Here is an 18,257-nt window from a genome sequence, read left to right on the forward strand (position 1 = left end):
CGGCGGCCACGCCCGCGGCGCCCCCCAGGCCAAGCGCCAGCCGCCCGCCGAACGCGGTGGCGGCCGCAGCACCCCCCGCCGTCGCGCCCAGCAGCATCCGGCGGCTGAGGCCCTTCCGTTCGTTGAGGTCCATCGTCATCTCCTTCGGTTTCAGATAGTGGGTTCGGTGACGCGGGCCGCGTTCGGGTGGCCCGCGGGGGGCCGTCCCAGGTCGGGGACCGCGCTTGCCGCCAGCTTGTCGCGCCGCTTCACCTTCTTGATGACGACGGGACAAACCTTGGGCGAGTGATAGAGCACCTGGCAGTGCAGGCAGTTGACGCATTCGTTGGGGTTGATTTCCCCGGTCGGATGGATCGCCTGCACGGGGCATTCATGGGCGCAGATCTGGCAGGGATTGCCGCATTCGTGATAGCGTTTCAGCCAGTCGAACATGCGGATCCGCGCGGGGATCGCCAGCGCCGCGCCCAGCGGGCACAGATACCGGCAATAGAACCGTTCCACGAACAGTCCGGCCACCAGCAGCGCCACGGCATAGGCGACAAAGGGCCAGGCGCGCACGAATTTCAGGATGATCGCGGTCTTGAAGGGCTCGACCTCGGCCAGATGCTCGGCCTGTTCCACGCTCATCAGCGACACGCCGAACAGCCCCAGGAAGATCATGTATTTCAGCGGCCACAGCCGTTCGTGCAGGCCCCAGGGCAGGGTCCATTGCGGGATGCGCAGCTTGCGCGCGACCTGGTTGGTCAGTTCCTGCAGCGCGCCAAAGGGGCACAGCCAGCCGCAATAGGCCCCGCGTCCCCAGAACAGCAGGGCGGCGGCCACCGCGAACCACAGGATGAAGGTCAGCGGATCCAGCAGGAAGGCCTGCCAGCTGAAGCCCGTGACCAGCGCGCCGGTCAGCGCCATGATGTTGACGACCGACAGCTGCGCGTTGAACATCCAGCCCAGCACCACCAGCGTGGCCGCCAGATAGATCATGCGGAAGATGTAGAAGCGGCGTTCGTTGCGGACCGCGTAATGCTGGAAGAAGAACACCCCTGTCAGCACCAGCAGCATGACGCCCAGAACGGCGATCCTGGCGCGCGAATCCAGCCAGATGCGCTTCCACAGCTCGGCCTGGGCCTGGCTTTCCTCGGCCGCGACGGGGGCGGCTGCGGCGGGGGCGGCCACGGGCGCGGGGGCCGCGATGGGGCGCAGGTATTGCCGGGGCAGGTCATAGGCCAGATCGAAGGTCGTGAAGACCTTCTCGATCGGCCCGACATTGCGCTGCACCAGCAGTTGCAGGCGGAAGGGTTTGGTCGGATCGAACCCGGTGCCCGCCGGGATGCGGAACAGGTCCGTTTCCGTGAATGCGGGCGCGCCTTCGGCGGCGATGCCGTTCAGGCGGCGGTGGTCGCGGTCGCGGAAGCGGACCGACACGTCGTCCTGGATCAGCACGATCCGGTCGAAGATGCCGCCGCGCACATAGCCCGACCCCTTGAAGCTATAAAGACCCTGGCCGAAGACCGCGATGGCCTGGTCGCCGTCCCCCAGCCAGCCGCGCAGGTTCCCGTCCGCCGCCTCGCCCAGGATCGCGCGGCCGATGCCGGGGACGGACACAAGCGCCACCTGCATGTCGATGAAGGTCGTCTCGGGCGGTTCCGTCAGGGCGCGTTCGGCGGCGCGGGTGTCGGGATTGGCGGCAAAGGCCCCGTTCACCTGGCCCACGTCCAGGACCAGGCGGCGCAGGGTGCCGTCGCCTTCCATCGTGGCCCAGTCGGCGGGGGCGGTGGCCGCCGGGTCGATTTCGAAGCGCGGGCCGGCGGCTGCGGCCTCGGGGGCGAGGCCGCCCAGGCCAAGCGCGCGCGCGACCTTGAGGCCCGAGCGGATCACGGAATCGTCGATCACCATCACCGTGACCGTCGCGCCCGAGATGATGTCCACGTCATGCGTGGTGCCGCCCGACTGCGCCTCGGCGACCAGGTCCAGGCCCTTGTAGCCCTCGACCAGGGCGCGGACCTTGGCCTCGGGGATGCCGATCAGCACGATGGGTTCGGAATGCTTGACCAGCCGCACGCCCGCGATCTTCGCGTCCGGGTCCACGGCGATCAGCGTGTGGATGGGCTTTCCGGAATAGCCGGTGGTGCCCACGAAATCCGAGGTGACAAAGGCCCAGGCCACGGTTTCCCCGCCCTTCAGCACGGGGGCCACGGCCAGGTCGTCGCGGATCGGGCCAAAGCCCTCGGCCCCCGGCACCAGGTCGGACGCGGCCTGGTCGGGCAGCAGTTGCGCCAGCACCGATTGCGCGGCGGCGGGCAGGGGGGCCAGCATCGCCAGGCAGATCAGGACCGGCAGCAGGCGGGGCAAAAGGCGGAAAAGGGTCATGCAATCAGCCCGTCGGAATGCGGCGGCGCGCGGGACAAGGGCCCCGGTGCCGTGTGGGAAAGAAGGGCGGGGGTGGCCCCCTGCGGGTGAAGGACGGGCCGCCAACCCGCCCCGCGCGCGGGGCCTTCGGCCTGCGCCAGGACGGCGGGCATCGGCGGCGTGCAGGCCGGACAGTCGCGGCAATCCTGCGGATCGTGGCCCGTGCCGGGATCGACCATGACGGTCTTCATCGCGCCGTCGCCGCACAGGACGACCGCCATGGCCCCGGCCGGGGGCGCGAAGCCCGTGCCGCCCGCAAGCAGCATCAGCACCGGCAGGATCGCCAGGCAAAGCCGCAAAAGGAAGGAACGGTTCGCGCGTGTCATGGGCTTCCCTTAGGCCGCAGGATGGGGGGCGTCTTTGCGTTACATCAAACAGCCAACAGGTTGCACACCGGGCATTGAAATGCACGCCATGCAATCCGTCAACAGTCTGCCGGGAAAAAAGGCACCCCGCCCGCAGCCCGGACGCCCCGGCGATCAGCCGCGCAGGAAGCTGTCGGTCTCCGTCACCGTCGCATAGGCAAAGCCCAGGGCCGACATCATCGCCGCATGGACCGCCGCCGCCGGCACGGTGACGCCCTTGTGTTCCAGGTCGCGCGTGGCGCAGGCATCCTCGACCACGGTGGTCTTGAAGCCGTAATCGCTGGCCGCGCGGGCGGTCGCGTCGATGCACATGTGGCTCATGGCGCCGACCACGACCACCTCGTCGATGCCGTCGCTGTCCAGGATCTGCTTCAGGTCGGTCTTCAGGAAGGGGTTGGGATGGTTCTTCACCACGACCGTCTCGCCCGCGCGGGGGGCCACGGTGGCGTTGATGTCGGTGCCGTCGGATCCGGGGGTGAAGAAGGGCGCGTCGCCGCTGGGAAAGACGTGCTGGACATGGATCACCCGCTCGCCCCGGGCGCGGGCGTCCGCGATGATCCGGGCGGCGTTGGCGGCGGCTTCCTCGATCCCGACAAGTTCGTATCGGCCATTGGGGAAATAGTCGTTCTGGATGTCGATGACCACGACGGCGCGCTTGCTCATGGGTCTTGCCTTTCGCTGTTCCGGTTGCAGATGGGGCAAGGATAGCCGCGCCGCCGGGATCGGCCTATGGGCAATTCGGACGGGGACGGCCTGCGACAAGGCGGGGACTCGACGCCGGTGCGCGGTTGCGGAATGCTGCGGGCGAAAGATCGCAAAGGGGGAACGGCTGGTGCAGGACATGGGGGCAACCCGCCCGGGGACGCTGCTTCTGGCGGTGGCGCTGGCGGGACTTGGCGCGGGGCTGGTCCTTCAGGGCGGGGGGCGGGCGGATCTGGCGCACGCCGCCTGGCTGGCCGGTTCCCTGCCCGTGCTGGCCGCCCTTCTGGCCGAGATCGGGCGCAGCCTTTTGCGGCGCGAGGTGGGCCTCGACATCGTCGCGGCGCTGTCCATGTCGGCGGCCATGCTGCTGGGCGAGGCTCTCGCCGCCGCCATCGTGGCCCTGATGTATTCCGGCGGCACCTTCCTGGAAGCCTTTGCCGAAGGGCGCGCCCGGCGCGAGATGCGCGACCTCTTGTCCCGCGTCCCCCGCACCGCCACCCGCCACATCGACGGACGGCTGGAGGAGGTGGCCCTGGACGCCGTTGCGCCGGGGGACCGGCTGCTGATCCGGCAGGGCGACGTGGTGCCGGTGGACGGGCAGGTCGCCTCGGGCACGGCCTTCCTGGATACCTCGCCCCTGACGGGCGAGTCGCTGCCCGTGCGCCTGGACCGGGGGGCCGAGGCGCTGAGCGGGGCGACCAATGCGGGCGACGCCTTCGACCTGGTGGCCCTGCGCGGGGCCCGGGACAGCACCTATGCCGGGATCGTCCGCCTGGTCGAGGAAGCGCAGCGGTCCAAGGCGCCCATGTCGCGGCTGGCCGACCGCTGGTCGCTGGGTTTCCTGGCGGTCACGGTCGCCATCGCCTTTGCCGCCTGGTGGTTCACCGGTGATCCGGTCCGCGCGGTGGCGGTGCTGGTGGTGGCGACGCCCTGCCCGCTGATCCTGGCGGTGCCCGTGGCGCTGGTCGCGGGCCTGTCGCGCGCCGCGCATTTCGGCGTGCTGGTCAAGGGCGCCGGGCCGCTGGAGGCGATGGCCCGCATCCGCACGCTGGTCCTGGACAAGACCGGCACCCTGACCGACGGGCGCCCGCAGATCGTGCGGATCGACGCGCGGGGCGGCATGGCCCCCGACGATGTGCTGCGCCTGGCCGCCGCGCTGGACCAGGTGTCCAAGCATCCGGTGGCCCAGGCCATCGTCCAGGCCGCGCGCGACCGCGGCCTGCCCTTGCCCGTCCCCCGCGACGTGGCCGAGGTGCCCGGAGAGGGGGTGACGGGCACCCTCGACGGGTGCCGGGTCGCGGTGGGGGGCCAGGGCTTTGTCGCGGGCCAGCTTGACGGGGCGGCGGGCGATCCCCTTGACGCGGCCCCGGGGGCGGTGACGGTCGCCGTGGGGGTGGATGGCCGCATGGCCGGGCATCTGGTGATGTCCGATCCCCTGCGAAAGGGCGCGGCCGGGATGCTGGCCCGCCTGCGCGGCCAGGGCATCGCCCGGATCCTGCTGGCGACCGGCGACCGGGACGACGTGGCCCGCCGCGTCACCCAGGGGCTTGGCCTTGACGGCATCCGCGCGGGGCTGACGCCCGACGGCAAGGTGCTGCTGGTCGGGGCCGAGCGCAGGAACGGCCCGGTGATGATGGTGGGCGACGGCGTGAACGACGCGCCCGCCCTGGCCGCCGCCGATGTGGGGGTCGCCATGGGCGCGCGCGGCGCCGCCGCCAGCGCCGAGGCCGCCGATGTGGTGCTGCTGGTGGACCGCATCGACCGCATCGCCCTGGGGGTGGACATCGCGCGCCGCGCCCGCGCCATCGCGCTGCAAAGCGTGGCCGCGGGGATCGGCCTGTCGGTCGCGGGCATGATCGCCGCCGCCCTGGGATACCTGACCCCGGTGCAGGGCGCGCTGATCCAGGAAGCGATCGACGTGGCCGTGATCCTGAACGCGCTGCGGGCGCTGCGCATCGCGCCGCCCGAAGCCCCATCCACACCCTTTCCGCAGCACGAGGCAACCGCATGATCCGTCCAGTCCATTCCGAAACCCACCGGGTCCAGCGCATCGGCTGGCTTCGCGCCGCCGTGATGGGGGCCAATGACGGCATCGTCTCGACCGCCAGCCTGATCGTCGGGGTGGGCGCGGCGGGAACCGGGCGGGGCGATGTCCTGCTGGCGGGGCTTGCCGGGCTGGTGGCGGGGGCGATGTCGATGGCGGCGGGCGAATATGTCTCGGTCAGTTCGCAGTCGGATGCCGAACGGGCCGACCTGGCGCGCGAACGCCGCGAGCTGGCCGAGACGCCCGAGGCCGAGCTTGAGGAACTGGCGGGGATCTATGAAGCGCGCGGTCTGGATCCCGATCTGGCCCGGCAGGTCGCGGTGCAGTTGACCGCACGGGATGCGCTTGGCGCCCATGCCCGTGACGAGCTGGGGATTTCCGAAATCGTGACGGCCCGTCCGGTCCAGGCGGCGGTCGTCTCGGCCCTGACCTTTGCCGCGGGGGCGGTGGTGCCGCTGGCGGTGGTGCCGCTGGCGCCCGAGGGGTGGATCCCCGTCACCGTGGCCGGGGCCACGCTGCTGGCGCTGGTGGTGCTGGGGGCCCTGGGCGCCTTTGCAGGGGGTGCGGGCGCAGGGCGCGGGATGCTGCGCGTGGGCTTCTGGGGGGCGCTTGCCATGGCCGCGACCGCCCTGACCGGCGCGCTGTTCGGGGCGGGCGCGGGTTAAGGGGCGGCCCGGGTCAGCGCAGGCCCGCCAGCGCCCCCGCCTCGGCCCGGATGCGGATCGCCAGCACCGCCGCGTTCAGGACGCTGAAGACGACGGCCACCGGCCACAGGCCCAGGACCAGGGGCGCCACGGCGATTTCCGCCACCACCACGGCATAGTTGGGATGGGCGATCCAGCGATAGGGGCCGCGCCGGACCAGCGGTTCGTCCAGGACGATGATGCGCGTGGTCCAGCGCGGGCCGAGGCTTGCCAGCACCCACAGGCGGCCCAGTTGCAGGACGGCAAAGACCGCCAGCCAGACGGGATCGACCGGACGGGACCAGCCGCCCGCGCAGATCGCCAGCAGCCAGGCCGCGTGCAGCATCACGATCAGCGGGTAATGGGACGCGCCGTGTTCGACCGCCCCGCGCGCCAGCAGGGCGCGGGTGTTGCGGCGCGCCAGGACCAGTTCCGCCCCGCGTTGCAGCAGCAGGAAGGCGATGAAGGCCAGGGCGGCGGGGTTCACGGGCTCCATTCAGGCCACCCGGATCGGCAGGATCGACAGCGTGAAGCCCGGCCCCAGGGCCAGCGCAAGCAGCTCGCCGCGCTGGCCCGATTGCAGCACGGATTCCAGCACGAACAGCACGGTGGGCGCGGACATGTTGCCGCAGCGGGCCAGCACCTGCCGTTCGGCGTCCAGCGTGCCGGGGGCCAGGTCCAGCGTGCTTTCCAGGGCGGTGATGACCTTGGCCCCGCCCGGATGGCAGACATGGCGGTCCACCGCCCGGCCGGGGGTCAGGGCGTCCAGGGCCGCGCGCAGCTCGGTTTCGGCGAATGCGGGGATCGAGCGGTCGAAGACCACGCCCAGGCCGGTTTCCTCGACCGTCCAGCCCATGATGCCCAGGGTGTCGGGCCACATGTGCTGGCGGCCCGGGCCCAGTTCGGGCCTGCCCGCGTCGCCGTCATGGCCCGCCCGCAGCACGGCGGCCGCCGCGCCGTCGCCAAACAGCGCGGTGGCGATGATGTCGGCCTTGGTCAGCCGGTCCAGGCGGAACAGCAGGGTGCAGGTTTCCACCGCGACCATCAGCACCACCGCGCCGGGCCGGGCCAGCGCCAGGTCGCGCGCGATGGCCAGCCCCGACACGCCCCCCGCGCAGCCAAGGCCGAACACCGGCACGCGCATCACGTCCGCGCGAAAGCCCATGGGGGCGGCGGCCAGCGCCTCGAGCGTCGGGGTGACGATCCCGGTCGAGGATACCGTCACCACGGCATCCACCTGCGCCGCCGTCAGCCCCGCCCGGTCCAGCGCCTTGCCCGCCGCCTCGCAAAACAGCCGGGCCGCGCCCGCCGCATAGGCCCGGGTGCGGTCGGTCCAGCCATGCGGCTGGCGGAACCAGTCCAGGGGCACGACCGAATGACGCGTGTCGATGCCCGCGTTCTCGAACGCGGGGGCAAGGCGGTCGAACTGGGCAAAGCGATGCCCCAGCAGGGCGCGGGATTCCCGGATCACATCGTCCTGGACCAGCACCTCGGGCGGGACCGCCGTGGCCAGGGACAGCAGCCGGGGCGGGTCGAGGGGGGCCGGTGAAATCATGTCGGGGAACCCTTGCAACAGGCGACGCATGCCGGCGGAACGCGCGGCGCGGGCGGGACGGCCCCGCGGGCCCCAAGCACTTTTCGGTGACGGGATCCCGCGCGCCCGGGGGGAACAACCCCGCCCCCCCGGCGGTTGCACCCCGACACCCGGCACAGGAGGCCCCGATGCGTGATGCGGAAAAGGACAGGGACGGGGACAAGGACCAGACCACGCGCCCCTCGTTGCGCAAGGGGGGCGGGCCGATCCCGCCCTCGGGCAGCGCGCGCCAGCCCGTTTACGACCCCCGGTCCACCCCCGCCCCGGCCAGCGACGACCCGACGGAATAGCGCCGGTTCAGGCCCCGCTGACGCGCCAGACGGCATTGCCCACATCGTCGGCCACCAGCAGCGAACGCCCGTCCGGCCCCACCGCGACCCCCACGGGACGCCCAAAGGCCTGCCGTTCGTCGCCCGACAGAAAGCCCCACAGCAGGTCGCGCGGCGGACCCGAAGGACGCCCCCCCGCGAAGGGCACGAAGATCACCCGATAGCCGCTGAGGGTCGAGCGGTTCCACGACCCATGCTGGCCGATCGCCATGCCCGCGCCAAAGCCCGGCAGCGTGCCCTCGGGCATCCAGCACAGGCCCAGGGACGCGGTATGCCCGCCCAGGGCATAGTCCGGCGTGATCGCGCGCGCCACCAGGTCCGACCTTTGGGGAACGCGGTCGTCGACGGTCTGGCCCCAATAGCAGTAAGGCCAGCCGTAAAAGCCCCCGTCCTGCACGGATGTCAGGTAGTCGGGCGGGGTCTCGTCGCCCAACCCGTCGCGTTCGTTCACCACCGTCCACAGCACGCCCGTCGAGGGTTCCCAGGCCATCCCCACGGCGTTGCGCAGCCCGGATGCGAAGATGCGGGCCTTGCCGCTGGCCAGGTCCAGTTCCCAGATGGCGGCGCGGCCTTCCTCGGCCTCCATCCCCTTGTCGCCGATATTGCTGAGCGATCCGACCCCCGCATAGATCCGCCTTCCATCGGGCGAGGCGATCAGGCTGCGCGTCCAGTGGCCGCCGGGCTTGAAGTCCACCAGCCTGCGGCCCGGGCCGTCCAGCCGCGTCTGGCCGTCCTGATAGGGAAAGGCCACGATGCCGTCGGTGTTGCCGACGTAGAAGGTGCCGTCCACCAGCGCCATGCCGAAGGGCTGGTTCTGGCCGTCCAGAAAGACCTCGCGGATCTCGGCCACGCCGTCGCCGTCCCGGTCGCGCCACAGGCTGATGCGGTTGGCGCTGGTGCCGATGGCGCGGGCGCGGCGCATGGTGGCCTGGGCCGCGCGGTCCATCAGCGTGCGGGGGGGCGCGGGCTGTTCCTTGGATTCGGCCACCAGCACGTCGCCGTTGGGCAGAACCAGGGTCCAGCGGGGATGATCCAGGCCCGTGGCGAAGGCCGCGACCTTCAGGCCGGGGGCTGCGTCGGGCACATGGCCGGGCGCCCAGCCTGCCGCCGTGGGCATCTTCAGGGTCATGATGCCCTGCTTGCGCGCCGGGGGAATGGCGGGGGCCGCGCCCAGGGCCTGCGTCCGGGGCGCGCCAAAGCGCCGCATCGCCACCATGGTGCCGCCGACCAGTGCCGTCGCCTTTGCCAGGAAATCCATCATCCGCGCCCCGCCTTGTTGCCAGGGCAGGCTACAGCAGCGGGGCGGGCAGTCAACCGGGCGGGACGGCCGTCATTCCGCCGCGCGGGCGGGCGGGGGACAAAGAAGGTCCGCCAGGACCAGCCGCAGCGCGGCGGGGGCGAAGGGCTTCTGGATCAAGGGCGCGTCGTCAAAGCCGGGGGGCAGGTGTTCCCGGCCATAACCCGACACGAAGCAGAAGGGGATCCGCGATTGCCGCAGCCGCTGGGCCACCGCATCGACCGGCCGTCCCTTCAGGTTCCCGTCCAGCAGCGCCAGGTCGAACCGGGCTTCCGCCAGGGCGGAAAGCGCGGCATCGACCGTGCGGGCGATGCGGACGGGGCCCGCGCCCGCGTCCTCAAGCTCGGACCGGATGTCCATGGCGACCAGGGGCTCGTCCTCGACCACAAGGACGGTGCAGCCGTCCAGGCCCGTCGCGGGGGCGCTGGCGGGTTCCGTGGACCCGGGGGCGGGGGCGGCTTCCGTGCCCAGCGGGCTGACGCCGTCGCGCAACCGGATCGTCCAGACGACGCCGCCGGGCTGCCAGTCGGCGGTGACGGCGCCTTCCTCTCCGCCCGCCACGGCGGCGATCAGGTCCGACCCGAAGCCGCCCCGGGACGGGGGCGCGACCGGGGGGCCGCCCGCTTCGCGCCAGCGCAGGCAGATGCCGCCGCCCTGCGGGGTCCAGTCCAGATGCACGGTGCCGTCGGGGACCGACAGCGCGCCGTACTTGACGGCGTTGGTCGCCAGTTCGTGCAGCGCCAGCGCCATGCGCAGCATCGTGTCGGGGGTCAGTTCGACCGGCGGGCCGCTGCGGCGCAGGCGGTCGCCGTCCAGGGTGCCCACGCGGATCAGGTCGTCGATCACCCGGTCCAGGGGCGCGCTGGCCCAGGTCGTTTCCGACAGGATCGAATGGGCGCGCGACAGGGCTTGCAGGCGGCCGTTGAAGCTTTGTTCGAAATCGTCAAGCCCGGTGGACCGGCGCAGGCCCTGCCGGGCGATGGCCTGGACGTTCGCCAGGGTGTTCTTGATGCGGTGGTTCAGTTCCCCGATCAGCAGGGACCGCACCTCCTCGGCCCGCTTGCGGTCGGTGATGTCGAGGATCTGCAGCGACAGCGTGCGCCGCCCTCCGTCCACCAGGATGGATCCGTAGATCGCGCAGGGGATCGGGCCCCGGCTGGCATGGCCCAGGGGAATTTCCGTCGAATGGCGCGGCGCCGCCCCGTCGGCGGGGGAAAGCCAGTCGCGCAGGGTGGCCGCACCCGCCGGGTCCAGCCAGCCGCAATCCAGCGCGGGACGGCCCATCACGGCGGCGGCGGGCGATCCGAACATGCGTTCCGCACCTTGCGACCAGTCGCGGATGACCAGATCCTGGTCCAGCGTCACGAAGGCCAGGGGCGAGTTGTCGGTATGGGCGCGCAGCCGGTTGGCGGCGCGGTCGCGGTCGCGCGCGATCCGCTCCATCTCGTCGCGCTGCTGTTGCAGGTCGCGGGCCTGCTGGCCGATGCGGAAGAACACCTCGGCCTTGGATTTCAGCACCACCGGGTCGATGGGCTTGAAGATGTAATCGACCGCGCCCGCCTCGTATCCCCGGAAGCGGCGCGTTTCGTCCCGTTCGGCGGCGGTCACGAAGATGATCGGCACGCCGCGCGTGCGTTCGATGGACCGCATCAGTTCGGCCAGCTCATAGCCGTCGGTGCCCGGCATGTGGACATCCAGGAAGGCCAGCGCATAGTCGTGGACCAGCATCAGTTCCAGCGCCTCGGTGGCGGACCGGGCGTGATCGACCACCAGCCCGTCGCGGCGCAACAGCGCGTCCAGCGCCTGGATGTTTTCGGCGATGTCATCGACGATCAGGAAGCGGATGGGGCTGTCAGGCATGGGCATCCCCCACGCTTGCCACGCGCCGCCAGATCCGGCAAGGCTCGTCAAAGGCGGCAAAGGACGCGGCGTGGGACGAAAAGCGCAGCGTTTCGTGCGATCCGAGGCCCAAAAAGCCGCCGCGCGTCAGCCCTCCGGCGAACAGGCCCAAGGCGCGGTCCTGCAACGGGCTGTCGAAATAGATCAGCACGTTGCGGCAGGAAATCAGGTGGACTTCGGAAAACACCTGGTCGGTGGCCAGGCTGTGTTCGGTAAAGACCGTGCGCGCCCGCAGGCGGCGGTCAAAGGCCACCCGGCCATAGGCGGCGGTGTAATGGTCGGCCAGCGTCCCCGTGCCCCCCGCGCGCTGGTAGTTCTGCGAAAAGGCGGGCAGGCGGTCGATGGGATAAACGCCCGCCTCGGCCCGCGCCAGGGCGCGGCGGTTGATTTCCGTCGCATAGAAGATGGTGCGGTCCAGCAGGCCTTCCTCGCGCAGCAGGATCGCCAGGGAATACAGTTCCTCGCCATCCGCGCAGCCCGCCACCCAGACCTTGAGCGAGGGGAAGGTGCGCAGGTGCGGGACCACGTTCCGGCGCAGCGACAGGAAGTAATCGGGATCGCGGAACAATTCGCTGACCTGCACGGTCATGGCGTCCAGCACGTCGGGCAGCACGGTTTCGTCGCGCAGGACGCGCCCCTGCAGGTCCGACAGCGTGGCGCAGCCCAGCCTTTCGCGCGCCAGCTCCACCCGCCGGACCAGCGAGGCCCGGGAATAGGACCGGAAGTCGTAATGCCAGCGCCGGTGCAGGGCTTCCAGGAACAGGTCCAGTTCGATGGCCTCGGCGGGACCGGCCGGGACGGGCGGCAGGCTCATCGCGGCATCCAGACGCGGGTCAGGGACAAGAGCTTGTCCACGTCCAGGGGCTTTGACAGGTAATCGTTCGCCCCCGCTTCGATGCAGCGGTTCTGGTCCTCGGCCATGGCCTTGGCGGTCAGCATGATGATGGGCAGCGTCTTCCAGCGGTCGATCTTGCGGATTTCCCGCGTGGCGGTCAGCCCGTCCATTTCCGGCATCATCACGTCCATCAGCACCAGGTCCACCTTGGGCGCGGCCCCGTCGTTGATGCGGCCCAGGGCCTCCAGCGCCTCGCGCCCGTTGCGCGCGATCTGGACGGTGGCGCCGTGGGGTTCAAAGACGCCGGTCAGGGCATAGACGTTGCGGATGTCGTCTTCCACCACCAGGATGCGGCGGCCTTCCAGTTGCGCGTCGCGGTTGAGCGACGCGGCCAGCATTTCCCGCTGGCGGGCGGGCAGGTCGGACACCACCTGGTGCAGGAACAGCGTCACCTCGTTGATCAGGCGTTCGGGCGATTTCGCGCCCTTGATGATGATCGACTTGGAATACCGGCGCAGGCGCTGTTCCTCGGCCTCGTCCAGGGCGCGGGCGGTATAGACGATGACCGGCGGGAAGGCCGCCGTGCCGTCGGCGTCCAGCTGTTCCAGCAGGTCGAAACCGGACGCGTCGGGCAGCGTCATGTCCAGCACGATGCAATCGACCGTCTGGCTGCGGCAGATGCGCAGGGCCTCGGCGGCGGTGCCCGCGCCGATGGTTTCCACCTCGTCCGAGGCCAGAAGGGCGCGCAGCCCCTCCATCTGGGCGGGGTCGTCCTCGACGATCAGGACGCGGCGCAACCGGCCGGTCAGGCGCTGTTCCAGGTTGCGGATGGTGGTTTCCAGCTGGTCGCGGGCCACGGGCTTCAGCATATAGCTGATGGCCCCCTGGGCCAGCGCCTCGCGCGTGTAATCCTCGGCCGAGATGACATGGACGGGGATGTGGCGCGTGGCCACGTCGCGCTTCAGCCGGTCCAGCGCGGACAGGCCGGAATGGTCGGGCAGGCGGATGTCCAGGACGATGGCCTGGGGCAGGAAGCGGCGGGCGGCGCGCACCGCGTCGTCGGCCCGGTCCACGCAGACGCAGCGGAAGCCCAGTTCACGGGCCAGGTCGTAAAGGACGCCGGCGAAGGCCGGGTCGTCTTCCACCACCAGCATCACGCGGTCGCCGGGCTGGATGCGGTCGCGGTCGTCGGTCAGGCCGGGCAGGGCCGCCAGCGGCGCGGGGGCGTCGTCGGGCTTGTCCGCCGCGGGGGCGGGCAGGGGGTCCGGCTGTGCGGCAACGTGGCCTTCGGGCGCGACGGGCAGGACCAGCGTGAAGGTGCTGCCGCGCCCCTTGGCGCTTTCCAGCGTGATCCGCCCGCCCAGCAGGTCCGCCAGTTGCCGGGAAATCGACAGCCCCAGGCCGGTTCCCCCGAAGCGGCGGGATATGGTGCCGTCGGCCTGGCGGAAGGCCTCGAACACGGCGGCCTGCTGGTCCTCGTCGATGCCGATGCCGGTGTCGGTGACGGAAAAGGCGACACCGCCGTCCACCGGCGCGACCTGCACCGTGACGCGGCCTCGTTCGGTGAATTTCAGCGCGTTCGACAGGAAGTTGCGCAAGACCTGTTCCAGCCGCGCCGGATCGGTCTGGATGGAAGGCGTGCCCGGCGCGACCTTGGCCGAGAGATCCAGCCCCTTGGCGCGGGCCTGTTCCCCGAAGGCGCGCACCAGCTTGCCCGCCACCGCCTGCGGATCGACCGTGTCGGCGGCCAGGTCCATCTTGCCCGCCTCGATCTTGGACAGGTCCAGGATGTCGTTGATCAGCGCCAGCAGATCCTTGCCGGAACTTTCGATGGTTTCCGCCCAGCGGATCTGTTCGTCCGACAGGTTGCGGCCCCGGTTTTCGGCCAGCAGCCGCGACATGATCAACAGCGCGTTCAGCGGCGTGCGCAATTCGTGGGACATGTTGGCCACGAATTCGGACTTGTAGCGGCTTTCGCGGGCCAGCTCGACCGTCTTCGCCTCAAGCTGGCGGCGCGAGCGGGCCAGGGCGTCGCGCTGGTCCTCAAGTTCCTGCGTCTGGATTTCAAGCTGGCTGTTCTGCTGTTCCAGTTCGGCCTGCTGTTCCTCCAGCCGGCGCTGGCTGTCCTGAAGCGCGCGGCTCTGCTCCTCCAGTTCCTCGTTGCTGGCGGCCAGTTCCTCGGCATGGCTGCGCAGTTCCTCGGCCTGGCGGCGGGTTTCCTCCAGCAGTTCCTGCAGGCGCTCGCGGTATTCGGCGGATCGCAGGGCCAGGGCCAGCCGTTCGGACAGGCGGTCCAGCAGTTCGGCCACGCGGTCGGGGGGCGGGCTGTCGAAGCCGAATTCCAGCAGCCCCTCGATGCGGTGTCCTTCGCGCAGCGGCACGATCAGCGCCTGCGCCGCCCGGCCCCGCGACAGGCCCGAGGCCCATCCCAGGGCCTGGTCGGGCGCAAGCGTCAGGCGGACGGCCCGGCCCTCGGCCAGGCAGCGGGCCAGGTGGCCGTCGGGCGCGCCGTCGCGCCCGGCCAGCACCGACTGGTCCACCCCCCAGGTGGCAAGCTGGCGGATCCCCCCGCCGCTTGCCGAACAGGCCAGGGCGGCGCGCGCCCCGATGCGTTCGGCCAGGGCCGACAGGATGCGCTGGCCCAGCTGGTCCGCCGTCGGGTCGCCCTGGACGGCCTGCGACAGGGCGGTTTCCCCCTCGCGCAGCCAGGCCTCGCGCGCCAGGATCTGGCGGTTGCGGATCAGAAGCCGGCCCGTGGCCCCCAGGATCAGGTAAACCCCGCCCGCCAGGGACCGGTTGATGGCCGCCACATGGGTCGGGATGCCCGGCGCGCCCAGGTCCATGAAGAACCCCGCCGCCATCGCCACGCAGGACAGCACCGCCGCAAGCAGCGGCACCCAGGGCTGGCTGGCCGAAAAGCTGAAGGCGAGCGGAAGGATGTAGAGAAGCCAGACCGCCGTTCCCAGGGGGACATAAAGGTCAAGAACGAACACGCCGCATATCACGATGACGATCACGGACAGGATCGCCAGGTCTTTGGTCTTCGTCACAATCTCTCCTTCAGGGCCGCCTTGGCCGAAAAACGGCCAGCGCCGAACGCGGCGCCCTGGGCTGCGGTTCCGCCCGTCTTGTCACAGGGATCGCAGGTCAGGCCGCAAGGCCCAGGCGGCGGCGGATGGTTTCGTCGCGCAGCGACACCTCGTCGCCCAGAAAGGCGTCGCCGCCCGGTCCGCACAGCCAGACCAGCGCGCGGGCGGGCCATTCGGGGGGGATGTGGACCGACCAGTCAAGCTGGCTGATCGGGTTGATCCCGCTTTGGCGGATCGCGGCCTGCATGTCGGTGGCGACCGTGCCGGGCGACAGGCTGATGGCGCGGATGCCTTGGGCGCGCGCCTCGTGGTCCAGGGCGCGGGTCAGCATCCAGGCGCCCGCCTTGCTGGCGCAATAGGCGCTCCACCCCTCCCTGGGGGCATGGGCCGCGCCCGATCCCACGGTCAGGACCGTGCCGCCGCCCTGCGCCCGCATCATCGGCAGCACCGCGCGCATCCCGTGGAAGACCCCCTTCAGGTTGATGTCGATGGCCTGCCCCCAGACTGTCGGGTCGGCCGAGGCGATGTCGGCCATGGGGCCGATCACGCCCGCGTTGTTGACCAGCACGTCCAGCCGTCCCCAGCGGTCCCCCATTGCCGCCACCGCGCGTTCCATGTCCCCGGCCCGCGCCACGTCGCCCGCCAGCGCGATGCCGCCGATCCGGGCGGCCAGGTCGCGCACCCCGTCCTGGTTCCGCGCCATCACGCCCACGGTTGCGCCCGCTTCGGCAAAGGCCAGCGCCGCCGCCGCCCCGATGCCCCGGCTGGCCCCGGTGACCAGAACCACCTTGCCGTCAAGATCGACCATTCCCGTTCTCCTTGCGATGACGCGCGCGTGGGGGCGCGCGCGTCGAAAACATCTGCCTTGCCAGGCCATTATGCGGGAACTTGGGCCCGGACACAAACCTGCGGCCCGGGCTACCTGCGGGGGCTTGACGCGCGCGGGCCTTTCACGGCTATTGCCAGGAACCTGACACGGGCCCCGGGATCACCATGACGCAGACCGCCGACCCCTTTTCCTTTCTGGGGCATGACGGGCCCGTGGCGCGGCTGATCAAGGGCTTTGCCTGGGGGAACACCCCCCTGGGCCGGGTCGAGACATGGCCGCAATCGCTGAAAACGGCGGCGGCGCTGCTGATCCACTCTCCGGTTCCCATGGTCATGCTGTGGGGCGAGGACGGCGTGATGATCTATAACGACGCCTATTCGGTCTTTGCGGGCGCCCGCCATCCCGCGCTTCTGGGCTCGAACGTGCGCGACGGCTGGCCCGAGGTCGCGGATTTCAACGACCACGTGATGAAGGTGGGGCTGGCCGGGGGGACGCTGGCCTATCAGGACCAGGAACTGACGCTGCACCGCAAGGGCCATCCCGAACAGGTCTGGATGAACCTGGACTATTCGCCGGTCCCCGACGAAAGCGGCAGGCCCGCCGGCGTGATCGCCATCGTTGTGGAAACCACCGACCGCGTCCTGGCCGAGCGCCGCAACCGCGAGGAATTCCAGCGCCTGCAAAGCCTGTTCGTCCAGGCGCCGACCTTCATGGCCATGGTCAGCGGGTCTGATCACCGCTTCACCCTGGTCAATCCCGAATACCGCAAGCTGATCGGCGGGCGCGACGTGATGGGCCTGCCCGCGCGCGAGGCCCTGCCCGAGGTCGGCGACCAGGGCTTCTTCGATCTTCTGGACCATGTCTTCACCTCGGGCGAGGCGGTCAAGCGGTCCTCGCAGCGCATTCTGCTGAAATGGCGCGACCAGGGCCCGCTGGAGGAACGGTTCCTGGATTTCGTCTATCAGCCCATCCGGGACGAGGACGGGACGGTCGCCCATATCTTCGTGCAGGGATCGGACGTGACCGAGCGGGTGCGGGGCGAAAACCACCAGCGCCTGCTGATCAACGAACTGAACCACCGCGTCAAGAACACCCTGGCGGCGGTCCAGTCCATCGTCGGCCAGACCCTGCGCCATGCCGCCACCCCGCGCGAGGCCGCGTCCGCGATCACGGCGCGCATCATGGCCTTGTCGGGCGCCCACGACGTGCTGACGCGCGAACGCTGGGACGGCGCCGACCTGCGGGCGCTGGTGGAAAGCGCGGTCCATCCCTTCCGCAATCCCGGCCCCGACGCCTTCCGGCTGGACGGCCCCGAGATGCGGGTGGGCCCCTATGCCGCCATCTCGATCGCGCTGGCCCTGCACGAACTTGGGACCAATGCCGTCAAGTATGGCGCGCTGTCCGCGCCCGGGGGCACCGTGCAGGTCCGCTGGACGGTCGCCGACCGCGACTTCCGGCTGGAATGGATCGAAACCGGGGGGCCGCCCGTTATCCCCAGCGACCGCCGCGGCTTTGGGTCCAGGCTGATCCTGCAGGTTCTGCCCGACCAGTTGCAGGGCCGCGCGGACATGGACCACAGGCCCACGGGGATCGCCTTCACCTTGACCACCTCGGTCGAAGCGGTCAGCGACCAGCCTGCCTGAGCGGAGAGCGGGATGGCGCGTATTCTGATCGTCGAGGACGAGGCCCTCATCGCCATGATGCTGGAGGATATCGTCACCGACCTGGGCCACGACCCCGTGGGGCCGATGATGCGGCTGCAACCCGCCCTGGCCGCGGCCGAGCGGGAGGATTTCGATTTCGCGATCCTGGACATCAACCTGGCGGGCCAGCAGTCCTTTCCGGTCGCCGATTGCCTGATCCGGCGCGGCATCCCCTTCATCTTCGCCAGCGGCTATGGCCGGGCGGGACTGGCCGGGGATTACGCCCGCATCCCGATCCTGCAAAAGCCCTATGACCCGGGCCAGGTCGCCGCCATGATCGCAAGCCGGGCCGCCGGGGCCTGAAGGGTCAGCGCCCGCGCCAGCGCGCGGCCTCGGCCGCAAGCGGATGGGTGGGATAGCGCGCCGTGAAATCCGCCCATGCGTCGTCGGTGCCGGACAGCCGCGCCGCGTCGAAGGCCGCGACAACCTCGGCCTCGGCCCCCGCGACCGCCCGGGCGGCGGCGGGGGTGACGGGGCTGCGCCGG

General features: G+C 70.9%; 15 protein-coding genes. 5 read left to right on the top strand and 10 right to left on the bottom strand.

Going from position 1 to position 18,257, the window contains the following annotated elements; translation table 11 throughout:
* Positions 1-150 precede the first annotated feature (150 nt).
* From JX613_RS18615 to JX613_RS18625, 3 genes are all read right to left on the bottom strand, one after another.
* Positions 151-2,364, bottom strand: a complete 2,214-nt coding sequence (locus JX613_RS18615; protein WP_207102973.1) for a 4Fe-4S binding protein — start codon at positions 2,362-2,364, stop codon at positions 151-153.
* Positions 2,361-2,729, bottom strand: a complete 369-nt coding sequence (locus JX613_RS18620; RefSeq protein WP_207102974.1) for a hypothetical protein — start codon at positions 2,727-2,729, stop codon at positions 2,361-2,363. Before JX613_RS18620 ends, JX613_RS18615 begins: the two co-directional genes overlap by 4 nt.
* A gap of 153 nt (positions 2,730-2,882) precedes the next feature.
* Positions 2,883-3,431: a cysteine hydrolase family protein gene (locus JX613_RS18625; RefSeq protein ID WP_207102975.1), complete on the bottom strand. Its 549-nt coding sequence runs from the start codon at positions 3,429-3,431 to the stop codon at positions 2,883-2,885.
* A gap of 178 nt (positions 3,432-3,609) precedes the next feature.
* On the opposite strand from JX613_RS18625, the gene JX613_RS18630 reads away from it, so the two are divergent.
* Together JX613_RS18630 and JX613_RS18635 are read left to right on the top strand one after the other, a co-directional pair.
* Positions 3,610-5,481: a heavy metal translocating P-type ATPase gene (locus JX613_RS18630; protein ID WP_207102976.1), complete on the top strand. Its 1,872-nt coding sequence runs from the start codon at positions 3,610-3,612 to the stop codon at positions 5,479-5,481.
* Positions 5,478-6,179, top strand: a complete 702-nt coding sequence (locus tag JX613_RS18635) for a VIT1/CCC1 transporter family protein (RefSeq protein WP_207102977.1) — start codon at positions 5,478-5,480, stop codon at positions 6,177-6,179. The genes JX613_RS18630 and JX613_RS18635 overlap by 4 nt, the downstream gene beginning before the upstream one ends.
* A 13-nt stretch (positions 6,180-6,192) precedes the next feature.
* Here the strand turns inward: JX613_RS18635 and JX613_RS18640 are convergent, their stop codons facing one another.
* Positions 6,193-6,693 (bottom strand): isoprenylcysteine carboxyl methyltransferase family protein, encoded by a 501-nt coding sequence (locus JX613_RS18640; RefSeq protein WP_237168723.1) that lies wholly within the window; start codon positions 6,691-6,693, stop codon positions 6,193-6,195.
* On the bottom strand, positions 6,694-7,752 hold the full coding sequence (locus JX613_RS18645; protein WP_207102978.1) for a type III polyketide synthase: 1,059 nt from the start codon (positions 7,750-7,752) through the stop codon (positions 6,694-6,696).
* A gap of 167 nt (positions 7,753-7,919) precedes the next feature.
* Here JX613_RS18645 and JX613_RS18650 point away from each other — a divergent pair, with 167 nt between their 5' ends.
* Positions 7,920-8,081, top strand: a complete 162-nt coding sequence (locus JX613_RS18650; protein ID WP_207102979.1) for a hypothetical protein — start codon at positions 7,920-7,922, stop codon at positions 8,079-8,081.
* Between the two features lie 7 nt (positions 8,082-8,088).
* Here JX613_RS18650 and JX613_RS18655 read toward each other — a convergent pair whose 3' ends face one another.
* The 5 genes from JX613_RS18655 to JX613_RS18675 form a co-directional block, all read right to left on the bottom strand.
* A complete protein-coding gene (locus JX613_RS18655) occupies positions 8,089-9,378 on the bottom strand; it encodes a PQQ-dependent sugar dehydrogenase (RefSeq protein WP_207102986.1) in 1,290 nt (429 codons plus the stop codon).
* A 72-nt stretch (positions 9,379-9,450) separates the two neighbouring features.
* The gene (locus JX613_RS18660; protein ID WP_207102980.1) at positions 9,451-11,277 is read right to left on the bottom strand and encodes a response regulator; all 1,827 of its coding nucleotides are present in this window, start codon (positions 11,275-11,277) and stop codon (positions 9,451-9,453) included.
* Positions 11,270-12,130, bottom strand: coding sequence for a CheR family methyltransferase (locus JX613_RS18665; protein WP_207102981.1), 861 nt, complete (start codon positions 12,128-12,130; stop codon positions 11,270-11,272). Before JX613_RS18665 ends, JX613_RS18660 begins: the two co-directional genes overlap by 8 nt.
* Complete coding sequence (locus JX613_RS18670) at positions 12,127-15,201, bottom strand: response regulator (protein ID WP_336512337.1); 3,075 nt, start codon at positions 15,199-15,201, stop codon at positions 12,127-12,129. The genes JX613_RS18665 and JX613_RS18670 overlap by 4 nt, the downstream gene beginning before the upstream one ends.
* A 97-nt stretch (positions 15,202-15,298) precedes the next feature.
* Positions 15,299-16,048, bottom strand: coding sequence for an SDR family oxidoreductase (locus tag JX613_RS18675; protein ID WP_207102982.1), 750 nt, complete (start codon positions 16,046-16,048; stop codon positions 15,299-15,301).
* Positions 16,049-16,233: 185 nt separating this feature from the next.
* Here JX613_RS18675 and JX613_RS18680 point away from each other — a divergent pair, with 185 nt between their 5' ends.
* Positions 16,234-17,712, top strand: coding sequence for a sensor histidine kinase (locus tag JX613_RS18680; protein WP_207102983.1), 1,479 nt, complete (start codon positions 16,234-16,236; stop codon positions 17,710-17,712).
* Between the two features lie 12 nt (positions 17,713-17,724).
* Positions 17,725-18,075, top strand: a complete 351-nt coding sequence (locus JX613_RS18685) for a response regulator (RefSeq protein WP_207102984.1) — start codon at positions 17,725-17,727, stop codon at positions 18,073-18,075.
* Positions 18,076-18,257: the final 182 nt, after the last annotated feature.

It is taken from the genome of Paracoccus shandongensis, from assembly GCF_017315735.1.
Taxonomy (GTDB): Bacteria; Pseudomonadota; Alphaproteobacteria; order Rhodobacterales; family Rhodobacteraceae; genus Paracoccus; species Paracoccus shandongensis.

What these genes read in the sequence shown, in the direction of transcription:
- JX613_RS18615 (WP_207102973.1), bottom strand. Translation starts at nt 2,364, where the DNA reads ATGACCCTTTTCCGCCTTTTGCCCCGCCTGCTGCCGGTCCTGATCTGC.
- JX613_RS18620 (WP_207102974.1), bottom strand. Translation starts at nt 2,729, where the DNA reads ATGACACGCGCGAACCGTTCCTTCCTTTTGCGGCTTTGCCTGGCGATC.
- JX613_RS18625 (WP_207102975.1), bottom strand. Translation starts at nt 3,431, where the DNA reads ATGAGCAAGCGCGCCGTCGTGGTCATCGACATCCAGAACGACTATTTC.
- JX613_RS18630 (WP_207102976.1), top strand. Translation starts at nt 3,610, where the DNA reads ATGGGGGCAACCCGCCCGGGGACGCTGCTTCTGGCGGTGGCGCTGGCG.
- JX613_RS18635 (WP_207102977.1), top strand. Translation starts at nt 5,478, where the DNA reads ATGATCCGTCCAGTCCATTCCGAAACCCACCGGGTCCAGCGCATCGGC.
- JX613_RS18640 (WP_237168723.1), bottom strand. Translation starts at nt 6,693, where the DNA reads ATGGAGCCCGTGAACCCCGCCGCCCTGGCCTTCATCGCCTTCCTGCTG.
- JX613_RS18645 (WP_207102978.1), bottom strand. Translation starts at nt 7,752, where the DNA reads ATGATTTCACCGGCCCCCCTCGACCCGCCCCGGCTGCTGTCCCTGGCC.
- JX613_RS18650 (WP_207102979.1), top strand. Translation starts at nt 7,920, where the DNA reads ATGCGTGATGCGGAAAAGGACAGGGACGGGGACAAGGACCAGACCACG.
- JX613_RS18655 (WP_207102986.1), bottom strand. Translation starts at nt 9,378, where the DNA reads ATGGATTTCCTGGCAAAGGCGACGGCACTGGTCGGCGGCACCATGGTG.
- JX613_RS18660 (WP_207102980.1), bottom strand. Translation starts at nt 11,277, where the DNA reads ATGCCTGACAGCCCCATCCGCTTCCTGATCGTCGATGACATCGCCGAA.
- JX613_RS18665 (WP_207102981.1), bottom strand. Translation starts at nt 12,130, where the DNA reads ATGAGCCTGCCGCCCGTCCCGGCCGGTCCCGCCGAGGCCATCGAACTG.
- JX613_RS18675 (WP_207102982.1), bottom strand. Translation starts at nt 16,048, where the DNA reads ATGGTCGATCTTGACGGCAAGGTGGTTCTGGTCACCGGGGCCAGCCGG.
- JX613_RS18680 (WP_207102983.1), top strand. Translation starts at nt 16,234, where the DNA reads ATGACGCAGACCGCCGACCCCTTTTCCTTTCTGGGGCATGACGGGCCC.
- JX613_RS18685 (WP_207102984.1), top strand. Translation starts at nt 17,725, where the DNA reads ATGGCGCGTATTCTGATCGTCGAGGACGAGGCCCTCATCGCCATGATG.